This window comes from Pseudoalteromonas sp. MT33b, from assembly GCF_014117385.1.
Classification (GTDB): domain Bacteria; phylum Pseudomonadota; class Gammaproteobacteria; order Enterobacterales; family Alteromonadaceae; genus Pseudoalteromonas; species Pseudoalteromonas lipolytica.
The window spans coordinates 515,876-535,669 of the sequence record NZ_CP059831.1 but is presented as its reverse complement, the minus strand read 5'-3'; the positions used below and the strand labels follow the sequence as shown (position 1 = coordinate 535,669).

At 41.3% G+C, this 19,794-nt stretch carries 17 protein-coding genes; 10 read left to right on the top strand and 7 right to left on the bottom strand.

The features are described from left to right. Positions 1-37: 37 nt before the first annotated feature. The gene (locus H3302_RS02590; protein ID WP_036971082.1) at positions 38-1,663 is read left to right on the top strand and encodes a methyl-accepting chemotaxis protein; all 1,626 of its coding nucleotides are present in this window, start codon (positions 38-40) and stop codon (positions 1,661-1,663) included. A 151-nt stretch (positions 1,664-1,814) separates the two neighbouring features. Here H3302_RS02590 and H3302_RS02585 read toward each other — a convergent pair whose 3' ends face one another. Both H3302_RS02585 and H3302_RS02580 read right to left on the bottom strand, forming a co-directional pair. After that, positions 1,815-2,597: a YggN family protein gene (locus tag H3302_RS02585; protein WP_036971085.1), complete on the bottom strand. Its 783-nt coding sequence runs from the start codon at positions 2,595-2,597 to the stop codon at positions 1,815-1,817. A gap of 151 nt (positions 2,598-2,748) precedes the next feature. Further along, on the bottom strand, positions 2,749-5,178 hold the full coding sequence (locus tag H3302_RS02580; RefSeq protein ID WP_182396118.1) for a zinc-dependent metalloprotease: 2,430 nt from the start codon (positions 5,176-5,178) through the stop codon (positions 2,749-2,751). Between the two features lie 161 nt (positions 5,179-5,339). Between H3302_RS02580 and H3302_RS02575 the strand changes: the two genes are divergently transcribed. After that, positions 5,340-6,308 (top strand): class 1 fructose-bisphosphatase, encoded by a 969-nt coding sequence (locus tag H3302_RS02575; RefSeq protein WP_036971090.1) that lies wholly within the window; start codon positions 5,340-5,342, stop codon positions 6,306-6,308. Between the two features lie 94 nt (positions 6,309-6,402). On the opposite strand, the gene H3302_RS02570 is transcribed toward H3302_RS02575, so the two are convergent. Beyond that, entirely contained in the window at positions 6,403-6,723 is a 321-nt protein-coding gene (locus tag H3302_RS02570) for a hypothetical protein (protein WP_182396117.1), read from the bottom strand. Positions 6,724-6,766: 43 nt separating this feature from the next. On the opposite strand from H3302_RS02570, the gene H3302_RS02565 reads away from it, so the two are divergent. From H3302_RS02565 to H3302_RS02555, 3 genes are all read left to right on the top strand, one after another. Then, the gene (locus H3302_RS02565; protein WP_074988837.1) at positions 6,767-7,123 is read left to right on the top strand and encodes a DUF5522 domain-containing protein; all 357 of its coding nucleotides are present in this window, start codon (positions 6,767-6,769) and stop codon (positions 7,121-7,123) included. Positions 7,124-7,304: 181 nt separating this feature from the next. Beyond that, complete coding sequence (locus H3302_RS02560; protein ID WP_065978137.1) at positions 7,305-9,737, top strand: TonB-dependent receptor; 2,433 nt, start codon at positions 7,305-7,307, stop codon at positions 9,735-9,737. A gap of 55 nt (positions 9,738-9,792) precedes the next feature. Beyond that, positions 9,793-11,331 carry a sulfotransferase gene (locus H3302_RS02555; protein ID WP_182396116.1) on the top strand — a complete coding sequence of 513 codons (1,539 nt, stop codon included), beginning with the start codon at positions 9,793-9,795 and terminating at the stop codon, positions 11,329-11,331. Here H3302_RS02555 and H3302_RS02550 read toward each other — a convergent pair. Next, positions 11,306-12,142 carry a sulfurtransferase gene (locus tag H3302_RS02550; RefSeq protein ID WP_075594065.1) on the bottom strand — a complete coding sequence of 279 codons (837 nt, stop codon included), beginning with the start codon at positions 12,140-12,142 and terminating at the stop codon, positions 11,306-11,308. The two genes, H3302_RS02555 and H3302_RS02550, sit on opposite strands and share 26 nt — an antisense overlap. 126 nt (positions 12,143-12,268) lie before the next feature. Here H3302_RS02550 and H3302_RS02545 point away from each other — a divergent pair, with 126 nt between their 5' ends. Then, positions 12,269-13,021, top strand: coding sequence for a glycosyltransferase family 25 protein (locus H3302_RS02545; RefSeq protein ID WP_182396115.1), 753 nt, complete (start codon positions 12,269-12,271; stop codon positions 13,019-13,021). Between the two features lie 62 nt (positions 13,022-13,083). Here H3302_RS02545 and H3302_RS02540 read toward each other — a convergent pair whose 3' ends face one another. The 3 genes from H3302_RS02540 to H3302_RS02530 form a co-directional block, all read right to left on the bottom strand. Next, a complete protein-coding gene (locus tag H3302_RS02540) occupies positions 13,084-13,485 on the bottom strand; it encodes an adenylyltransferase/cytidyltransferase family protein (protein ID WP_036971103.1) in 402 nt (133 codons plus the stop codon). Further along, entirely contained in the window at positions 13,482-14,549 is a 1,068-nt protein-coding gene (locus tag H3302_RS02535) for a CDP-glycerol glycerophosphotransferase family protein (protein WP_036971106.1), read from the bottom strand. Before H3302_RS02535 ends, H3302_RS02540 begins: the two co-directional genes overlap by 4 nt. A 294-nt stretch (positions 14,550-14,843) precedes the next feature. Beyond that, positions 14,844-15,950: a phosphoribosylaminoimidazolesuccinocarboxamide synthase gene (locus H3302_RS02530; protein ID WP_036971109.1), complete on the bottom strand. Its 1,107-nt coding sequence runs from the start codon at positions 15,948-15,950 to the stop codon at positions 14,844-14,846. Positions 15,951-16,168: 218 nt separating this feature from the next. On the opposite strand from H3302_RS02530, the gene H3302_RS02525 reads away from it, so the two are divergent. Genes H3302_RS02525 through H3302_RS02510 form a run of 4 tightly spaced genes read left to right on the top strand, consistent with a single transcriptional unit; the run spans position 16,169 to position 19,745 of the window. Further along, complete coding sequence (locus H3302_RS02525; RefSeq protein WP_231387309.1) at positions 16,169-17,242, top strand: CDP-glycerol glycerophosphotransferase family protein; 1,074 nt, start codon at positions 16,169-16,171, stop codon at positions 17,240-17,242. Between the two features lie 16 nt (positions 17,243-17,258). Beyond that, positions 17,259-17,957 (top strand): ABC transporter ATP-binding protein, encoded by a 699-nt coding sequence (locus tag H3302_RS02520; protein WP_036971112.1) that lies wholly within the window; start codon positions 17,259-17,261, stop codon positions 17,955-17,957. Further along, positions 17,944-19,248 carry an FtsX-like permease family protein gene (locus tag H3302_RS02515; RefSeq protein WP_182396114.1) on the top strand — a complete coding sequence of 435 codons (1,305 nt, stop codon included), beginning with the start codon at positions 17,944-17,946 and terminating at the stop codon, positions 19,246-19,248. Before H3302_RS02520 ends, H3302_RS02515 begins: the two co-directional genes overlap by 14 nt. Before the next feature lie 8 nt (positions 19,249-19,256). After that, positions 19,257-19,745 (top strand): DUF3299 domain-containing protein, encoded by a 489-nt coding sequence (locus H3302_RS02510; protein WP_036971118.1) that lies wholly within the window; start codon positions 19,257-19,259, stop codon positions 19,743-19,745. Positions 19,746-19,794 lie beyond the last annotated feature (49 nt).

Below are 19,794 nucleotides of genomic sequence, written 5' to 3'. Positions count from 1 at the left end.
TAGAAGATTAAAGGGGAAATAATAAAGGAGGCTGACTGTGTTATCAGGACTAGCTTTAAAAACAAAAATCACCTTTTTTGCTATCGCTATTTTTATCGCGTTATCAGCGATAGCTTTACTAGGTTTGCAATCATTACGTCATGCCAGTGAAAGCGACAATATCGCTCGCATAAACCAACTAATGAAAAGTACTACCAACATTGTAGAACAATTTGAGTTGATGGTTAAAAACGGTCAACTTGAAGAAGCACAAGCCAAAAAACTCGCAATCCAAGTACTTAGAGAAAATAAATATCACGACTCTGAATACGTGTATGTGGTCGACAACAACCTTGATTTTGTTGCTACTCCGCATGATCCCGAGTTGCATGGTACGAGCTTTAATGACTTTAAAGATGCCAGTGGTAACAGTATTGGTCGCATGGTTGAAAAACTGGTGGGTAATACTACCAATAAAATTATTACTTATCATTGGGACTCTGTCCGTGACGGTGAAACCGTCGACTTAACCTCTGTCGTGCAAAAAACACCTCTGTTCGGTTGGTATGTTGGTACTGGTATCAGCGCAAAAGAAGTTGATGAGCGCTACTGGAGCACCGCAAAATGGTTGCTCGCTTTATCAATGCTCATTGCGATAGCTCTCACGTTTGCTATCGCTCGGTTTGGCTCATCACTCACCAATGCTTTAGGCGGTGAAATTGATGAAGTAATTGGCATTGTTAAAAACGTATCGCGTGGTAATTTACATTCGCCTATTCGCCAAGATGCTCCTAGTGAAAGCATTATTGCCGCAATGCATTATATGCAACAAGGTTTGCGAGGCGTTGTTGGCGGTATTAAAGACGTGACCGACAGCTTACAAAATCAAAGTGTTGACAATGAATCACGTTCAATTGAACTTGATAGACTTACTCGCAGCTTAAATGAGGAAACGCAGATAGTCGCCTCTGCAATTACCGAATTAACCGCCTCAGCGCAAACCGTCGTTGAGCATGCTGAGCAAGCCGCTTATTCAGTCCAAGAAGCTGAGAATCAAGGGCAAAGTGCCAGCCATTTAACCAACGAAGCAGCCGAAACCATTGCCCTGTTAGAGAAGCAAATTGACAATGCGGGCAATAACATTCAAGTACTTGATGATGAGGTAAATAATATCGCTAACGTACTTAGCGTTATTCAAGGTATTGCTGAGCAAACAAATTTACTTGCTTTGAATGCAGCCATTGAAGCCGCCCGAGCGGGGGAGCAAGGTCGTGGTTTTGCCGTTGTCGCCGATGAAGTGCGTGGTCTTGCGCAGCGTACTCAAACCAGTACCGAAGAAATACGTAATATGATTGGGAAACTGCAATCAGCAACGCAAGACGCTAAATCATCCGTGTCGTTAAGTATTGCAACCAGTGAACAAACGGTAGAAAAGTCGACTAAAGCGAACGAAGCACTTAATCGCGTCGCCAGCTCGCTTAGTGCCATTGCTCAAATGAGTCACCAAATTGCAATTGCAGCGAAGGAGCAGCTAGATGCAGGTGAAGATACAGCAAAACGTATTGTGACCATCTCTGATACCGCAGCACAAACAGCCAATGTATCAAATCAAGCACACACTGCGACTGATTTAATTAAAGGCCTCACCACAAACTTAGAAACCGAAACAGCTAAGTTTAGCTAATGAGTACACTTAACGTGTTATTTATGTGCATTTGTCATAATGAGTTCTCAATGTGTCAGCACATTTAAAACAACACAGTACATGACACTAAAAAGCCCAGTAAACAACTGGGCTTTTTATTATTGATTACCTAACTAAGGCCTTAACTGTACTAGGATTTAATCTGTACCAAATCAAAGTCAGCCATCCCTGGTACTATTTTTTGCAACCGTGACTCGGTAACATCTAACGAGTTCAAACACTCACAATACTCAGAGGCTTTCATTTCAAGTTGCTCTGCTTTCTTTTGGAGGGACTTATCTATTTCTTTAGATATAATATCCATACGCTGTCCCATGTCGTTGATGCGGTCTTCAATATTCCCTTCGCGAGATTTAAAGGCATCCCCTAACGAAACTAAAATAGCGCCTAATGAACCATGCACCGCTGAGTGAATTTTTTGACTGATCTCTTTGGTAAAGAAATCATCAATTTTCGATAATGATTGCGGAGCAATAAAGAAAAAGTCATCACCGCGCTTAAATTTATCCATCAACGCGCGTTCTACATATTGTAGTTGAGTTTTTAATACTTCAGGCTCTTTATCAGACATCCCTTCAACAACTTGTTCAATTGCGCTCAACCCTAAATTCACACCGTCAGTGGCCAGTTCAACTAATTCTGGCACCGTATCTCGGATACCAAGACTAAATTGCTCAACAACTTTGGTTTCTTCTGGATTTAAATCAACCCAATAACCACGAATAAACAGCTGGTTATTATTATTAATTTGCACACGAGTTTGGCCTTTATCAACAATACGAATGACATCGTCAGTAATAATTAAGCCATGACTTAGCTCGACCTCACATTGTTTTTTTTCTAACGAGGCATAACTAGAAAAGCTAGAGAATGCAATGGCCGCTGCCAATAACGAGCGAGAGAGTAACGCCATATACACCCCAAAAAGACAAAAAAGAGAGGCCGCTAGATTAGCAAATATCCAATTTTATGCAAGTAAAACGCCAAGGCCTAACGTCGCTTTCACAATAGCTTAAACGTTCATCCATGGTAAGGCTTGGCGTTTTACTTTTTAGACTAATAAGTTAAATTGGCGAGCCCGGAGGCATGGGTAATGCTTTAAAGTTATCCGGCCATTTCCCCGTGTCTAAAAATTGCGACACCTGCTCGCTCAAAAATTGCTTAAATGCACTGTTCCCTACCGAGGCACTGCCTAGCATTGACTCTTGCTGATAACTTTTTGCAAGCTTTGCCAAGTAATAACGAAACTGCGCTTGCACCTCAGGATCAACCTCATCACTGGCAACTAAATCAGCGAACTGCTTTGCCGTTAACAGTTGTACACGCTGAGTTATTTTACCCGCTAGGCCGTCATCCATTTTTTGCTCAAAAATTTGCTGATACGTTTGTGCTAATAACGCATCTAACCCATAAAACGCATCGCTTCTGGCGTGTTGTTGTGCCAAACGGTTAACACGTTGACTATTAAACAGTAAGCTTAAACTATGTGTCGCCGCCACTTCGGGAAGTGCCATTGCATCAAGGGTCAGTCCTGTACGACCAACAATACTCTCACGTGATTTTGACTCTCCGTACGCTTTTGGCGGAATAAGCGATAATATCGATTCAGGCAAGACAAGATTATCAGCCTTAAGCGTTTCAAGAAGCGCATTAACGGCTAATTGTTGCGTTTGTTTTGCAACCACCTGTGCACCTTTAGGTTGTGAGCCATTTCGTACTTCATATTCGTAGTTTACGCCAGCTACGAGCTTTACTGCAGCTTCAACTTGATAGCGGTGGAACAAATATAACGGCACTAACATTTCCTCTAACTGCGACAATGCAGTACCCGTTTTAATATTATGAATACCAAAACTAGCGAGTGCTTGTTTGCGCACAGCAAGTACACGCACTAATTCATCACTGGGCGAACTGCCATTATCCCAAAGATGTCCCGTAGGGTGTGCCCCACCTTGTGCCCGAGCATCACTGTCTGAGATGAACTCAAGACCTTTACTTTTGTTTTCGGCAAGAATAGCAGCAAGCTGCTTTGTTTCATCTTGATTGCTAAAATCACTGTAGCCATATTTAACGACTTGAGTATCCCAAACGCCCATCCCAGATGCATAGCCGCGACTAACATCCAATTTACCGTGCTCATTAAAACTTAATAAAGGATGCGGGTAATCCATGACAGAGGCTCTGTCGGCAACAGACGCTGCAAAGTTGTGAGAAATACCCAGAGTGTGCCCTACTTCGTGCGCACTGAGTTGGCGAATACGGTCAAGCGCCATCGCATGTAAACGCGTTGCCACTTCATTCCCTTCTAAATACGGGGCAGCTAATGCTTCTGCTAGTAAGATATCTTGACGTACACGCAATGAACCAAGAGTCACGTGGCCTTTAATAATTTCACCCGTACGTGGGTCAATCACTGAACTGCCATATGACCATCCTCGGGTTGCTCTATGCACCCATTGAATCACGTTGTAGCGCACATCCATAGGGTCAGCATCATCAGGCAGCACCTTCACAATAAAGGCATTTTTGTAGCCTGCTGCTGTGAAAGCATCGTTCCACCATTTAGCCCCATCTATCAGTGCTGTTTTCACTGGCTCAGGCACACCTGGATCTAAATAATACACAATCGGCTCAACGGGCTCACTAACTGGTAAGCTTGGATCTTTTTTAGCTAAACGGTGACGCGGGATATAACGCACATACATGGTTTCATCCAGTGGTGCCGCATAATCTTTATGTTCAATACTCCAAAAACCAGCCTGCGGATGGAATTTACGCGGCGTGTAGTTGTCATCGGGTAATTTAATTAAAGAGTGATGCATGTGCACTGTCAGCGCATAAGGGTGCGCACTAACTTGACGAACATACTTACCAGGGTTGCTACCTTGAAAGGTTAAAACCGCTTCAAGCTCAGTATTTTCTGGGAATGCGTTTGAGCGCGTTAAATACACCGCACTTCGATTGGCGTCTACATTAAAACTACCCTGCCCCCGAGCTGCTAAGCTGCGAGTAACGCCATGCACATCACTTAATAAGTAAGGAGTGTAATCAATGAGGGTGGCAGAATCGGATTGGGCGACAACATCAAAGCCGGCAAGAATACTTGACGCGAATGCCTCTTTTATACTTTGTTGTTCAGCGACATTGGTAGTGTTAGCGCGATAATACGTATTGAGTGCACGTAACATGACTTTATCGCCAAAACGCTCGAACTGCACAAGGTGGGTATTGCCAAGTTGCCCTCGGTCTAGACCAATATCATTCGAGCCAACGCCATACGGCAAGCTTTGTTGTAATAAAAACGGCTGCGTGAGTTTATCTACCTCAACATAGACTTTGCCGTTTTCAGTGTCGTAATAAAAGGAAAAGTAACCTGAAAAATGTGTCATTTTTTCAGTAAAATCATTTATAGACTTAATTGCTGCGTGTGCTTGGGTTATCATAGTAAGTAACACAGCTAAGAGCAGGTATCGTAGTAATGGTATTTTTTGCATAATCTTATCTTTGTTATTCGCGTTTTAAATACTGTACAGGTATTAGGCAGTATAAAGTATCGCCGATAAAAAACAGCTATTTAAGACGAAATTCAGCGCTTGCTAAGACATTCTCTCTCACACTAAAAAATGTCTAGCTACAACGTTATCAGGAAAATAGAATGCGTAGACTCCCACCGGTATTGTTAGAAGATGGCTGCCCACGAGAACTGATTTCATTGATCAGAACGGTTCTTGCGGCATGTAAAGAAATTTCATTCCGTGTTGGCCAAGGCGCCCTTTCTGGCGTATTAGGGTCAACTCTTGATGAAAATATTCAAGGTGAAACACAAAAGAAGCTTGATGTCCTTACCAACCAGCTTTTAAAAGATATCTTATTAGAATCGGGCTACGTAAAAGCCATCGCTTCTGAAGAAGAAGATTTCACTGTAGCAGGGAATCCGGACGCAAAGTATATTGTGGCGTTTGACCCGCTAGATGGTTCATCAAATACCGACATAAACTCCTTAGTTGGTACTATTTTTTCAATAATGGAAGCCCCTGAAGGTGCAGACCCAGCTGACCAAAGTATTTTCATGCAACCAGGTAAAAACCAAGTCGCGGCTGGTTATGTTTTATATGGCCCATCGACAGTACTGGCATTAACAACGGGTAAAGGCACTCGCTTTTTTACGTTAGATAAAACACACGGTACCTTTTTATTAACAGAAGACTTTGCCAGTATCCCTGAAGAGACCAGTGAGTTTGCAATTAACGCCTCTAACCAACGTCATTGGCAACCGGCTATGCAAAACTACATTACTGACTTGATTGCTGGTGATACAGGTCCTCGTGGACGCAACTTTAACATGCGCTGGATTGCCGCAATGGTCGGAGATGTTCACCGCGTGTTATGTCGAGGGGGGATTTTTACTTACCCTACTGACACAAAAGATCCCAATAAACCAAACAAATTACGTTTACTATACGAAGCAAACCCTATGGCAATGTTAATTGAACAAGCTGGCGGTATTGCTTCTACCGGCACTGAGCGCATTATGGATATCCAACCTAATGCCATTCACCAACGTGTCGCGGTGATTTTAGGTTCCAAAAACGAAGTAGAAACTTGCTTGAGTTATCATAAGTAGCGACAGCTATTAAAAATAATAAAACCGTGTTTGTTAAAGCAGCACGGTTTTTTATTACTCACTCCCGGTTGTGCAATCACAGGGCCAACAAAAGTTACTTAATAAGTGCTAATAACGTAATCAGCGTCTCTTTATTCAGCTCGCCCATTTGCTCAGCATTACTCAACGCAAAAATAGCCCCTTCAACAGCACTTTCATCGATATCTTGGCGTGACTCTAAAACACTCGCCCATAATTCTAACTCATCAATATCAATTTCATTGCTGATCACACGCTCTAGTACATTACAAAAAGTTGCTTTTGTTAGTGTATATATAGCGCCTTGATCATCTGCGGTATTAACGATTACAGCCACAGCTTGCTCGCGTTTCTTACCAAAACTCGCAAACTGACTTAGTGCGTCTAATTTATCCATTTGCTATGCTTACCTATTAATATCAAAAAATTACTTCTAGCCAATGACCATCCTTAGTTGCTCACAGTGTAATGCGACACTGACATGTCGTGCCGACGATATAAACGCATGCTGGTGTAATGAGTTACCTGCTATTTTACCACTTGATGACGCCGCAACATCCTGTTTATGCCGTGATTGTACAATTAAAAAGATAAATCTATTTTTATCTACGCTATATGAACAGCCCCTTGCACAGCAATTGGCTTTTGCAAAACCCTTTTCGCATCATGGAAACTTAATAGAAAATCTCGATTACACAATGCAGAACAACTACATGGTATTTAGCCGCTGGTTCTTTTTAAAGCGTGGTCATTGCTGTTCCAATGGCTGCACTCACTGCCCATTTACCGATAAATAACAGTAAAGTAGAGTATTTATTCAATTATTTTGCATTTAATTGCAAATAACGCATGACCACAAGAATAAAAATACATTATAATTGGATATAAATTCACTTAATATCCCTTATTTATTGCTTAAACTATTAACTTAGTGTGTTTTTTAAGCATAATTTTACTGTAACTTTATCGGAATCAAACATGAATACCTTTAAGCCTGCTCTACTTGCCAGTGCAATTTCTGCGGTTTTAATCAATAGCAACATCGCACTCGCTGCTGATGATACTGTTGAACTTGATAAATCAATTGAAACTATTCAAATCACTGCAACGCGACGAGCAGGTTCAGTACAAGATGCGCCACTTAATATCACCGCTTTAAATGGTGATGTAATTAGCGATCAGAATATTGGCGATCTTGAAGATGTTGCACGCTGGGTACCCGGTTTAACAATTTCTGACCAAGGTGGTCGTGAAGGGTCTCCGATCATTGTACGTGGTCTTAATACAAATACCTCAGACCGTATTTCTGACAGTGGCACTGTTGCAACTTATGTTGGTGAAATACCGCTCAGCATCGATTTGCGTTTAACTGATGTTGACCGTGTAGAGGTCCTCATTGGTCCGCAGGGCACCCTGTATGGTGCAGGTACTTTAGGTGGCGCAATTCGCTATTTATTAAAGCAGCCAGAACTTGATATCACTGAAGGTAAAGTAACCGGTGATGTATTCAGCATGAATGAAAGTGATGGCACTGGCGGTGAGTTTGGTGTGGTATTTAACACCCCACTCATTGACGATAAACTCGCATTACGTGCCAGCTTGAACTATTACGATAACCCAGGTTACATTGATTACACCCACGTGGTTAAAGAGCCGGGTGTGTCTAACCCAAATCCTGACTTTAGCGACAGTAGCGACGTTAATGCGAACCTTAAAAGCGTCAGTGACGTGAACGATGAGCAAATTACCACTGCCCGCTTATCACTGCGTTGGTTAGCAACAGAAACAGTTGATGCAACGCTTAACTACTTCTATCAAAAACAAGAAAATGGCGGCAACTCAACATCGCAATACGGCTCGTTGGCTGATAGCAGTGCTTTGCAAGGCGTATCAGGTAAATACGACAATGTCGCGCGAGTGCTTGAACCTGGTGAAGAAGAAAACGATTTATTAAGCTTAGAAATAAAAGCAGATCTTGGTTTTGCTGAACTTGTTTCAGCATCTGGCTGGTCAAGCTACGAGCAGTCGGGCCAACGAGACCAAACAGACCTACTCTACGATATTTGGTCTGGCTATGCTGATTTCCCTGCATTTGTTGGTTACACGCACGATACATCAGAGCGCGATAATTTCACTCAAGAGCTGCGCCTCGTATCAAACAGCAGTAGTAACCTCAACTGGATTGTCGGCGGTTTCTACAACAAACTAGAAAGCCACTCTGATGACCGCGAGTATACGCCGGGTCTTACTGAGTACTGGGGGGGTGGCATTTTAAATGTAGAAGAAGATCTTGAATACATTCTCATTTCAGATAGTGAAACCACTGAAAAAGCTATTTTCGGTGAAATTGGCTACAGCATCACTGATCAGTTTGATGTCACTTTAGGTGCGCGTTTTTATGAATATGACGTATCGACTACGTCGGGCTCTGCAACACCTCTATATTCAGGCGACTTTGATTCACTTGATAACCTAGTAATGGAAAATGTCAGTGCAAGCGATAGTGGTAACTTATTTAAGTTTAATGCTAATTACACGTTTGATAATGGTATTCTTGCTTACTTTACCGTCAGTGAAGGTTTCCGTATTGGTGGTGGTAATGGGATTGCACCATGCCCAGACGTATTACCAGAGCAACAAATTGTTTGTGCACTTCCAAACGAAGAAGATTATAAACCGGATACCACCGTTAACTACGAGCTTGGTTTTAAATCATCGTGGTTGCGTAATCGCTTGCACTTTAATGCCGCGCTGTTCAACGTTGATTGGAAAGATGCGCAAGTCGGCAGCAGTACTGTTAACGGCCAAGAACTTATCACGTCAAATGCAGGCTCTGCCAACTCAAAAGGTGTTGAACTGTCTACCCGTGCCATGATCGGCGACAGATGGGCTGCTTATGCAACCTACGCGTACGCTAAAGCAGAGCTAACTGAAGATACACCTTATTTATTTGGTGTTCTTGATGACAAACTTGCACACTATCAAAGCTACTATGACGGCGCAAAAGGAGACCGTTTACCGGGAGCACCTGAACATCAGTTTTCATTTGGTCTGCGTTATGAGCAAGACATCCTCGGTGATAAGTTACTTAGCGTAAACTACGGGATTACAGCCCAAAGCGATGTAATCACAAAAGTAGGTTTAAAAGCCGACGGTGAAATACTGCCAGGTTACGCTCTTAGCAATTTATCAGCAAAAATTACAGGCGATATGTGGTCAGCAACCTTATACATCGATAACCTTTTTGATAAGTATGCATTTACCTCTGTACGCCGTGATAAGTCATGGGCAGGACAGTCTCAATATGCTGAGCTAAACAAAGAGTTACCTGAGTTACAACGTGTATATGGCCACTACACAACAGCACCCCGTACTATTGGCTTAAAATTTAGTTATAACTTTGAGCTATAATTAGCCTATCTCATAAAAGCCTTGCTGGTTTACCGCAAGGCTTTTAAGATGAACCATGCTTAATAGTACTCAACACGCGCTTCGCACACATATACATCAACTTCTAGCGAATAAACAATTGGCTGAAGCCCACCAGCAGTTAGTTTTACGCCTGCAGCAAAACCCGCATGATCACGTTAGCTACTTTTTACTCAGTGAAGTAAATACAGCTGCCGGTGATTTAAATAAAGCGGTTAAGTTAATTGAAAAAGCCCTCAGTATTGAGCCTTTAAATATTTATCATTTAAACCTCGCTAAGCACCTTATATTGCGAGGGGAGATAAGTCGCGCCACTGTTCATTATAAAAGTGCAATGGCAACACAGCATTACAGTGCGTTGGAGTTAGATACACTCGCCAACATTGCAACTCGCTTAGGCTATTATGATGATGCCCTTACATTTCAACAATCAGCCTATCAACTTGATAAGCAAACACCTCAAATAAGCTATAACTTAGCAGTGGCCTTAAAAGTTCACGGCCTGTTTGGCGAAGCTAAAACACTATTAAAGCAGCTTATTACTGAACACGAGCACTATTATCAAGCCCATTATTCACTGGCCGAGTTGAACAATACCGAAGAAGCTAAGCAGCACTTAAACGTGTTACAACCCCAAGCTCAACGCGTACATACAGCGAGTGATCAACAGGCGTATTTCCATAGTCTTGCTTTAAATTATGAGCATTTAAACGACTACGAGAATGCATTTAAGTACTTTACGCACAGTAAACAAGCTATTGCGCAACAACTTAACTATCAATCACAGCAACATCGTCAGTTTTGCCAAACATTAATGAGACACAGCACACACAGTCAATTATCTCCTAGTAACTCTGACTTTGCCCCTGTGTTTGTTGTAGGGATGCCGCGCTCAGGCACCACTCTCGTTGAAAAAATACTTAATCAAAGTGATGAATTACAAGGGATTGGCGAACTGAATGATATCGCACAACTCATGCAACATGGCACACAATCAAACCGTGTTATTGATAGTGAAATGTTCGCCAAGGCTTACGCTTGCGCTGACATTCACCAAACAATAACCCACTACCAACAACGAGCCGAAAAACTCAGTAACACACTGCGCAGTTGTGATAAACAACCGTTTAATTTTTACTATATTGATTTTATTTTAGCGGCTTTTCCTCACGCCAAAATAGTGTGTATGCAACGAAATTGGCATGATTGCAGCGTAGCCAATTACAGGCAGTTATATAACCCGCAAAGTGTCTTTCACCATTACAGCTTTACATTTTACGATATTGTCGCCTTTCACCAAGACTACACCGCTTTAGCGACGCACTTTGCCACTAAGTACCCTAAACAAGTGTATTTACAGAGTTACGAGCAGTTAGTCGAAGAGCCAATTAAACAAACCCAAAAGCTCTATGCATTTTGTAACTTAAATTGGCAAGCAAGCTGTTTGGCATTTTATAAAAATAACGCAGCATCAGCGACAGCGAGTAAAAAGCAAATTCGCCAGCCACTTAACAAAAATAGTATCGGCAGCTGGCATAACTACGCTGCATTTATTGATGCGGGCCTTTTTCAATAGGTAAATCGTGACAAGCGCCCCACTCACTCCAAGAACCATCGTAAACCCGAAGGTTAGTATAACCACACTCATCCGCACACAAAGCAAGGGCACAGGCCGTCACTCCTGAACCACAGCTAAATTGCAGCTGAGTGTGTCCATTTACATGTGAGTTGAACAATGTGTGTAATGCATCAAGAGACTTAAGCTCCCCGCCATTCAATAAATCTGACAAAGGTAAAGAACGACTACCCGGAATATGACCACTGCGCATGCCATCACGTGGCTCTGCTTGCTCGCCAGTAAAACGAGCTGTAGGCCTTGCATCTAGCGTGATAATACTCGTATCTGAAAGTGAATTTAGTACCTGTTCTGCCGTGATAAAATAATCTTTACGGGGCTGTGCAACAAAGTTACCTTTTGTTGTCGGCGTATAATACTCAGAGTGAACATCAAATCCCTGAGCCAACCACTTTGCTAAACCTCCACTTAAGACTTTTACGTTATCAAAGCCCATAGCCTTAAACATCCACCATGCCCGTGCTGAACTAAATAAACCTTGGTCTTCATAAATAACAACACGTGAATTCTGATTAACTCCCGCGACTTGCATGTGTTCGGTGAATTGCTCGCTACTACACATCATACTTGGGACCGGATTACAGTTATCAGCCAGTGTATTTTTAAAATCAAAGCGCTGTGCATTCGGTAGCATAGCGGCTGGAGCGTAGCTGCCCTCCTGACCTGGGCGAACCATACCCGCATCAAAAATAACCAGATCCTTCGCTGTCAGGTTATTATTTAACCATGAGGCTGAGACTATATTTTTCATTTAATTCCTGTTTAGTCATAAGTGTTTAAACGCTGCTCACGCAATTCATCAAACTTTCAAATTCTGGATGTATCTTTTATTCTAAATGTTAGAATAAAAATTAGAAAAGGTTAATTAATAGAAGTCATGTCAGTTCCTATATTTGTCATTAACATGCAAGGCAGTGAAAAGCGCTGGAAAACACTCAATAATAGACTTACGAACATAGGTATCAGCGCCGAGAGGTTTCCTGCGACAATTGGCAAGGAACTCACTAAAGAGCAATTAGATGAGTGGTATTCACCGCAAAACAATAAACAAAAATATCATCGTGACTTAACGCTAGGCGAAATAGGCTGTTATGTAAGCCACATGCGTATATGGCAAAAAATAGTCGATGAAAAAATTAATCATTGTTTAGTGCTTGAAGACGACCTGTTTATTGAAGAGCACCTAATATCAATCATAGAATTATCAAGTTCGCTGCATGGTTGGGATCTCATTAAGCTTTCTGACAACAGAGATTTTCCTTTTATTGATAGCAAAAGCCTTCAACATAATTTCACACTTGGTAATTATCGAAAAGCCCCAAATGGCACACAGGGATACTTAATAAGTTTACCTGGAGCAAAAAAATTACTTACTCGAAAACCCTTCTGCCGGCCTGTCGATGTGGATATGCAATTCCATAGCGAGGTAGGGCTGCAAATGCTAGGTATCAAACCCTATCCAATTTCAGAAGACAGAAGTTTTGAAAGTGATATAGTGATGGCAAATTCTGGAAGGCACTCATCACGATCCACATTCCTTAGGAACCTCAAATACAGAACTTGCATGTATTTGCAGCGAAAAGTGAAAACTGCAGAGTTAGAGAAAATAATGACCGAAAAAGAGACCTAATATTAAGTTGAACAAATATCAGGCGGTCAATTCACTCGCACAAAATAATGTGGTAGTTTTTGTTATTTACTCGAAGGATCGCGCACAACTTCAATTATCTCAGTTGTTGAGATTGATGGTGTTCGCTTTAAATAGACTACATCGCATAAATGCTTAAACTGATCAAAACGGCCCGCCCAATCATCTCCCATAACAAGAAGTTGAGCTTGGTGATCTTTGATATATTCAGCTTTAAGCTCCAATGAATGCTCAATAAATACTTCATCGACACATTTCATCGAACTAATAATTTTTAGTCTATCTGCTTCACTGTATACAGGTTTTCGTCCTTTTTTATATAAGTTAAGGTCATCAGAAGAAACCCCCACAATTAAATAATCTCCAAGCGCTTTTGCCCGTTCTAATATATTAATGTGCCCTACATGAAAAATATCAAACGTACCAAACGTTATAACACGTTTCATTTATGCTCCTCTAAATAAGAGACAATTCTCTTTGCTGAGTGTCCATCCGTCTTCCCTGCAAGCTTATAAATAATGTTTTCCCTTAATTCAACAAATTCAGCAGGTTGCTGTTCTGCAAACCCAATGATAGATTGTAATTCTTCGTAGCAGCTAGCTCGATTACAAAGCTGATGGAAATACTCAATATCGTCATCCAACCTTGCTTTCAATCTAAAAGAGAAAATTCCTTTGTAAGACCAACGTAACTTGTAAAAATCACACCAAACAACAGGTTTACCTAATGCCGCAAATTCAAAAATTGCTGATGAAGCATCCGATATCATAATGTCAGCAATGTCCAAAAAAGGGGTAAGGTCAAAATCATACTCGCTTGCTACGTACACATTATTAAACGTTGCCCATTGCTCTAGCTTTAAACGTTGCTTTTTATACCTTTGTTTAAACAAACTAAAATGATGAGGTTTTATAATTATATTGAAATCACGGTAGTGAGAGGGAAAATCATCGCTAAAACATTCAATAGAGCTGGGGTAAAAAGTAGGGGCATATAAGAGTGTTTTTTTACAAGGATCTAATCCTAAATCACTTAAATCAAGCTTTTCAAGTGTTTGATTAAATATGGGATCAAGCTTCGCATAACCAACATCGATAAAGTTACTATGTGGGTAAAGACTTTTCAAACGCGCTAACCTATGCTCACCTTCTACAAAACGCACTGTCGTTTTGTTTTGAGATACATCGTAATAACACTGCTTTGGCCCAATTCCATGCTGCATTAAAACAGTCTTTTTATTTAAAAGTTCAACTTTTTCAAAGCTATTGCCAAACACGATCCAATCTGCATTTGAGTTTTGATAAAAATTAAATGCATCATCACTGCTTGCTAACCAAATAGCATTTATTGAGTTTTTATTTATAAAGCTATGGCTAACATCTACACTTCGCCTATCTTGGTTCTTGTAAAAAACCATCGAAACTTTATGACCTTTTGATAACAATTCCTGTAAAACTGGCACATATTGAGGAATGTAATACAGGTGCAGTACGTCAAAGTATAATTGCATTTTTCACAACTTAATTACCAAAAGGGGGCTCATTGTACATAAATAGATTTTTTGTTTCAGCCATCTAACCTAAATAAAAAGAGGCTAATAACACCCTATCAAACTAAATTAGACTTTTAGAATACAGAGGGTATCAAAGTTCTTAAAACAATGAAGCATTAATCTTTCTCTGCTCTACCTAGATAATAAAACGAGTGATATTTCCCCCCCCTCGAAACAAAAAAGCCAAGTGCCCTTTTAGCAAACTTGGCTTTTATACGCTACATCAGTGCGTCACTTACGAAAGAATACAGCTTAGCCCTGCTTAATTAAGCCGTACTCTGTATCTAAAATGGCAATCACTTCACTGCGTGGATCACTTGGAATAGTGATCTCTTGGCCAATGATCTTACTTGCAATACCCACATAAGTATCAGATACCTCAAGCATCACAGATTCTGGCAAGGTGTAGTCTTTTGCAAGCTGCTCACGCTCATCCATACGATCTTTGTTTAATAACACATCACTGTCAGGCACATTATTGATTAATAACTGACGGAAGCCTTCTTTAGAGTTTTCGATAATTTTACCATCGCGATACGCTTGCCCATCCCAAATACGTGATGAATCAGGTGTACCCACTTCGTCGATGTATATAAGTTTGTCAGAACCATCAACGTCTTCAACGTAACCAAACTCAAATTTCGTATCTACAAAAATTTGGTCAAGTTTAGCAAGCTCTTCGCTGATTAATTTAAAGCCTTCAACCAGTAACTGTTCGTACTTCGCAACATCATCTTCCGACTTAAAATTAAACACTGACAAGTTATTAGTGATGTTTTCACGCGTGATATTGACATCATCCACTTCGGGGATCTCAGCTACGCCGGTAATAATTCCTTTCGTTGAAGGAGTGATAAGTACGTTATCTAGCTTTTGATTTGCTGTTAGACCTTCTGGTAAATCGATACCACAAAAGTTACGGGTACCCTTTGCGTAATCGCGCCACATGCTGCCCGTGATGTATTGGCGTGCAATTGCTTCCACTTTGACTGTACTTGCTTTGCGTACAATCCACACATAAGGGTGAGGAATATCAACGATATGGTTACCAGCAAGGCCTGCTTTATCAAACAATTTAAACCAATGAGATGCAACTGAATTTAACGCGATCCCCTTACCAGGCACGCCATTTAAGCCATTCTCACCTTGCCAAATACAATCAAATGCTGAAATACGGTCAGAGATAACCATAATAGCAAGCTCAGTCCCCTTTGGAACCTGATACCCTTTTTCACTAATTAAACGCGCGCTGTCCTCATCAGTTAACCAATAAACTGAACGCACTTTACCACTGTGTACCGCACCTTTGGTACGGATCGGTAAATCATCGTTTACGTCTAAAACTTTATAGCTAGTCATGCTATCTCCGATAGTATTTGGCATGCTCTTAAAAGCACATGTATGGGATTGGGGTTATGGCCGCCTATAATAATCTAGACGCTGTGAAAGCTCAATCATTGCGCTCAGATCCGCTACGAGGCTCCGCAGATAAAATCAAAAAAAAATTAAAATCACCGTAATTTTGCTGTCATAAACAATATTTAGCTATAATACGCCTCTCGCAATAGGAGGTTTTTTTGGATTACTTAACAGCTACCGCAGAAAAAAAATACTTAATGTATATTTCACAAAACTATTCGTACGCTATTTTGCGCCCATTACAGCAAGAAATCTTAGCGCGCGGTGGCCAAGTTAGGTGGTTTTTAGAGGGTAGCAACGTTAATCATGAATTCTTAAATGAAGGTGAACAGACTCTGAGTACTATAGAAGAGGTTCACAACTGGCAACCTGATGTTGTTTATGCACCTTCAAATATTATTCCTACATTTATTCCAGGAATTAAAGTCGGCGTTTTTCATGGGTTTGATGCCGGAAAGCTAAACAGAAAAGGCGAGAATGATCACTTTAAAATTCGTGGTTGTTTTGACTTATATTGTACTCAAGGACCGAATACAACGGCTCCATTTAAGGCACTTGCAACAAAACATGGCTTTTTTGAAGTGAAAGAAACCGGTTGGCCAACGCTCGATCCGTTCTTTTCACAGATCGCAAATAACCCTTATAAAAACCCAAATGATCCTAGAAAAACCTTATTGATCTGCTCAACGTTTTCAAAGCGATTATCGCTAGCCCCTAAACTTTACGAACACATTAAAGCATACAGTCAGCAAGGTAAGTGGCGTATTTTAGTGCAATTCCACCCAAAAATGCCGAGTGAGTTAGTCGAGCAATATAAAGCCTTACAAAACGATAATTTAACTTTCGTAGAAACCGATAACGTATTACCGCTACTACAAGCGGCAGATGTCATGCTCTGTGATACCTCCTCTATTCTGCTGATGTTTTTACTGCAAAGAAAGCCCGTGGTAACTTTTTGTAATCAAGCACCCGATGAGCACCTTATTGATGTAACAAACCCAGATAAAGTTGAAGACGCAATCGATTATGCGCTCACAACGCCTACTGAGCTGATGACAAAAATTGAGCACTTTTGTCAGCAGTTGCACCCCTACCAAGATGGCTTATCGAGTCAGCGTGTACTTGCAGCAAGCAATGAATTACTATTGAACAATCCAGTACTTAAGCCAAAACCACGTAACTTTATTCGTAATTTTAAAATGCGTAAAAAGTTAAATTACTGGCGATGGTAACAACGAATAGGTCGTTATGATCACGCTTTCAAATGTGCTATTTAAATGGCACGCACAACAAGCTTCGCCCACCATTAATATTGCTTCGCTGCATATTGAGCAAGGTGAGCATGTGTTTTTACATGGCCCGAGTGGTTGTGGTAAGTCGACGCTATTGTCTTTGCTTGCGGGCGTCACCACTCCCAACCAAGGGACTATCACTCTTTTAGATAAGGCTGTTAACCAATTAAGTAATAGTAAACGCGATCGTTTTCGAGCCGATCACATTGGTTATATTTTTCAAAACTTTAATTTATTGCCGTATTTATCACCTATTGAAAACGTAATTTTAGGCTGCCAATTTTCTAAATTACGGCAAAAGCAGGCGCTTAATAACAGCCCTTCTATTAACCTTGAAGCAAGTCGTCTTTTAACAGCACTTGGTTTGACAGATGCGTTACAGCATCAGGCTGTCTCTAAACTGAGCATCGGTCAGCAACAACGTGTTGCAGCTGCACGTGCATTCATTGGCAGCCCTGAAATTATTATTGCCGATGAACCGACCTCCGCACTCGATACACAAAATCGCCAAGCATTCGTTAAATTGCTGTTTGAACAAGCTAAAGCAACGCACAGTACACTGGTATTTGTAAGCCATGACGAAACCTTGCAAGGGCTTTTTAAGCGCAGTGTTAACCTTGTTGAATTACAAGGAGGCACACATGTCGCTGCTTAAACTCGCGATTAAAAGTTTACTAAACCGCAAAGCTAGTGCCTTACTCACCTTATTTACGATTGCCATTAGCGTCATGCTCTTGATGTCAATTGAGCGAGTGCGGGTCGATGCTAAAAGTAGCTTTAGTAACACGATTTCCGGCACTGACTTAATTGTTGGTGCTCGCACCGGCGACATCCAATTATTGTTATCTTCGGTGTTTCGTATTGGCCATGCTAATAACGGGGTTAGCTGGCACAGCTATCAATACATTACGCAACAACGTGGCGTAAAATGGGCCATTCCACTGTCGTTGGGTGATAGTCACAAAGGCCTTGCAGTGCTCGGGACCAATAAAGATTATTTCAACCATTATCGGTTCGGAAAAAAGCAGCCTCTTCGTTTTGCATCAGGCCAGCAGTTTAATCACTTATTTGAAGTGGTGCTGGGTTCAGAAGTTGCCAGTTCGCTTAATTATAAATTGGGCGATAAAGTCGTTATTGCGCATGGCATGGGTAACACTAGTTTTCATAATCATGATGATAACCCATTCACGGTAGTCGGTATTTTAGAGCCAACAGGTACGCCGGTTGATAAAACTCTCCATATACCACTTGCTGCAATTGACACGATTCATGGTAAATCTCATACGCACGAAGCCGACCATGTCGAAGATGAATCTCATGAGCATGAGCATGAGCATGAGCATGAGCATGAGCATGAGCATGAGCATGACGAGATTAATTTGGTTGGAAATCCTAAGCAAATCACCGCTTTTTTGCTTGGCTTCGATTCACCGCTTTACACATTACAAGTTCGCCGTAATATCAACCAATATAAACCGGAGGCTTTATTAGCGATTATGCCGGGAGTCACATTGCGTGAACTGTGGGAGATGCTGTCAATTGTCGAAAAAATCTTGCTGCTGTTTTCCATCGTCGTGGTCTTAATTAGTTTACTTGGTATGCTAACTAGCCTGTTATCGAGCCTAAACCAACGCCGAAGAGAGTTGGCAATTTTGCGTTCTGTTGGCGCGAGACCGTGGCATATATTCACCTTGATCAGTGTTGAATCGATTCTCATCACTGGGTTAGGTTGCCTGCTCGGCATTGTACTGTTCTATGGCTTAATGCTACTGAGCGCAGATTACTTGCAAAGCCATGCAGGAATAAGTCTAAATATAGCGTTATTGTCATCCTATGAACTCATGCTATTAGCTGCGATAATAGCAGCAGGCTTTATTGTTGGGTTAATTCCTGCGACCCGCGCGTATTTCTACTCACTTGCAGATGGTATGAGTATTAAAATTTAAGGAATGTTATGCAGTTTTTTCAAAAGTTCGCAGTCTTAGCGACATTATTACTATGCACAGGGGCTTATGCTGGACCACCAAAGGAAATCTTCTGGGAAGATTTAATCCCTAAAGGGCACGTGCAAATTGACACGCAAGCACAAGCAAACCATGAAGGCAGCGAGCAAAACTGGGTACAACCAGACCTTGATGCTCCTGTAGTCAAAGAACTTGATGGCCAATCAGTCAGTCTTCCGGGCTTTGTCGTTCCGCTTGAAGGGGACAGTGAGGTAATTACTGAATTTTTACTTGTGCCGTATTTTGGTGCTTGTATTCATGTACCACCTCCACCGCCAAATCAAATTGTTCATGTAACCATTAAAGGTGGCGTACCAATCGAGAGCCTATATGATGCCATTGTGGTAACAGGGGTAATAAGCACTGAGACTTGGTCCGGTGAAATAGCCCAAGTAGGCTATAAAATGAAAGCCGTCGGTGTTGCCCCGTTCGAGCTATAATTAAAAAGCACGCCAACGGGCGTGCTTTTTACTGCCTTATTAATACACG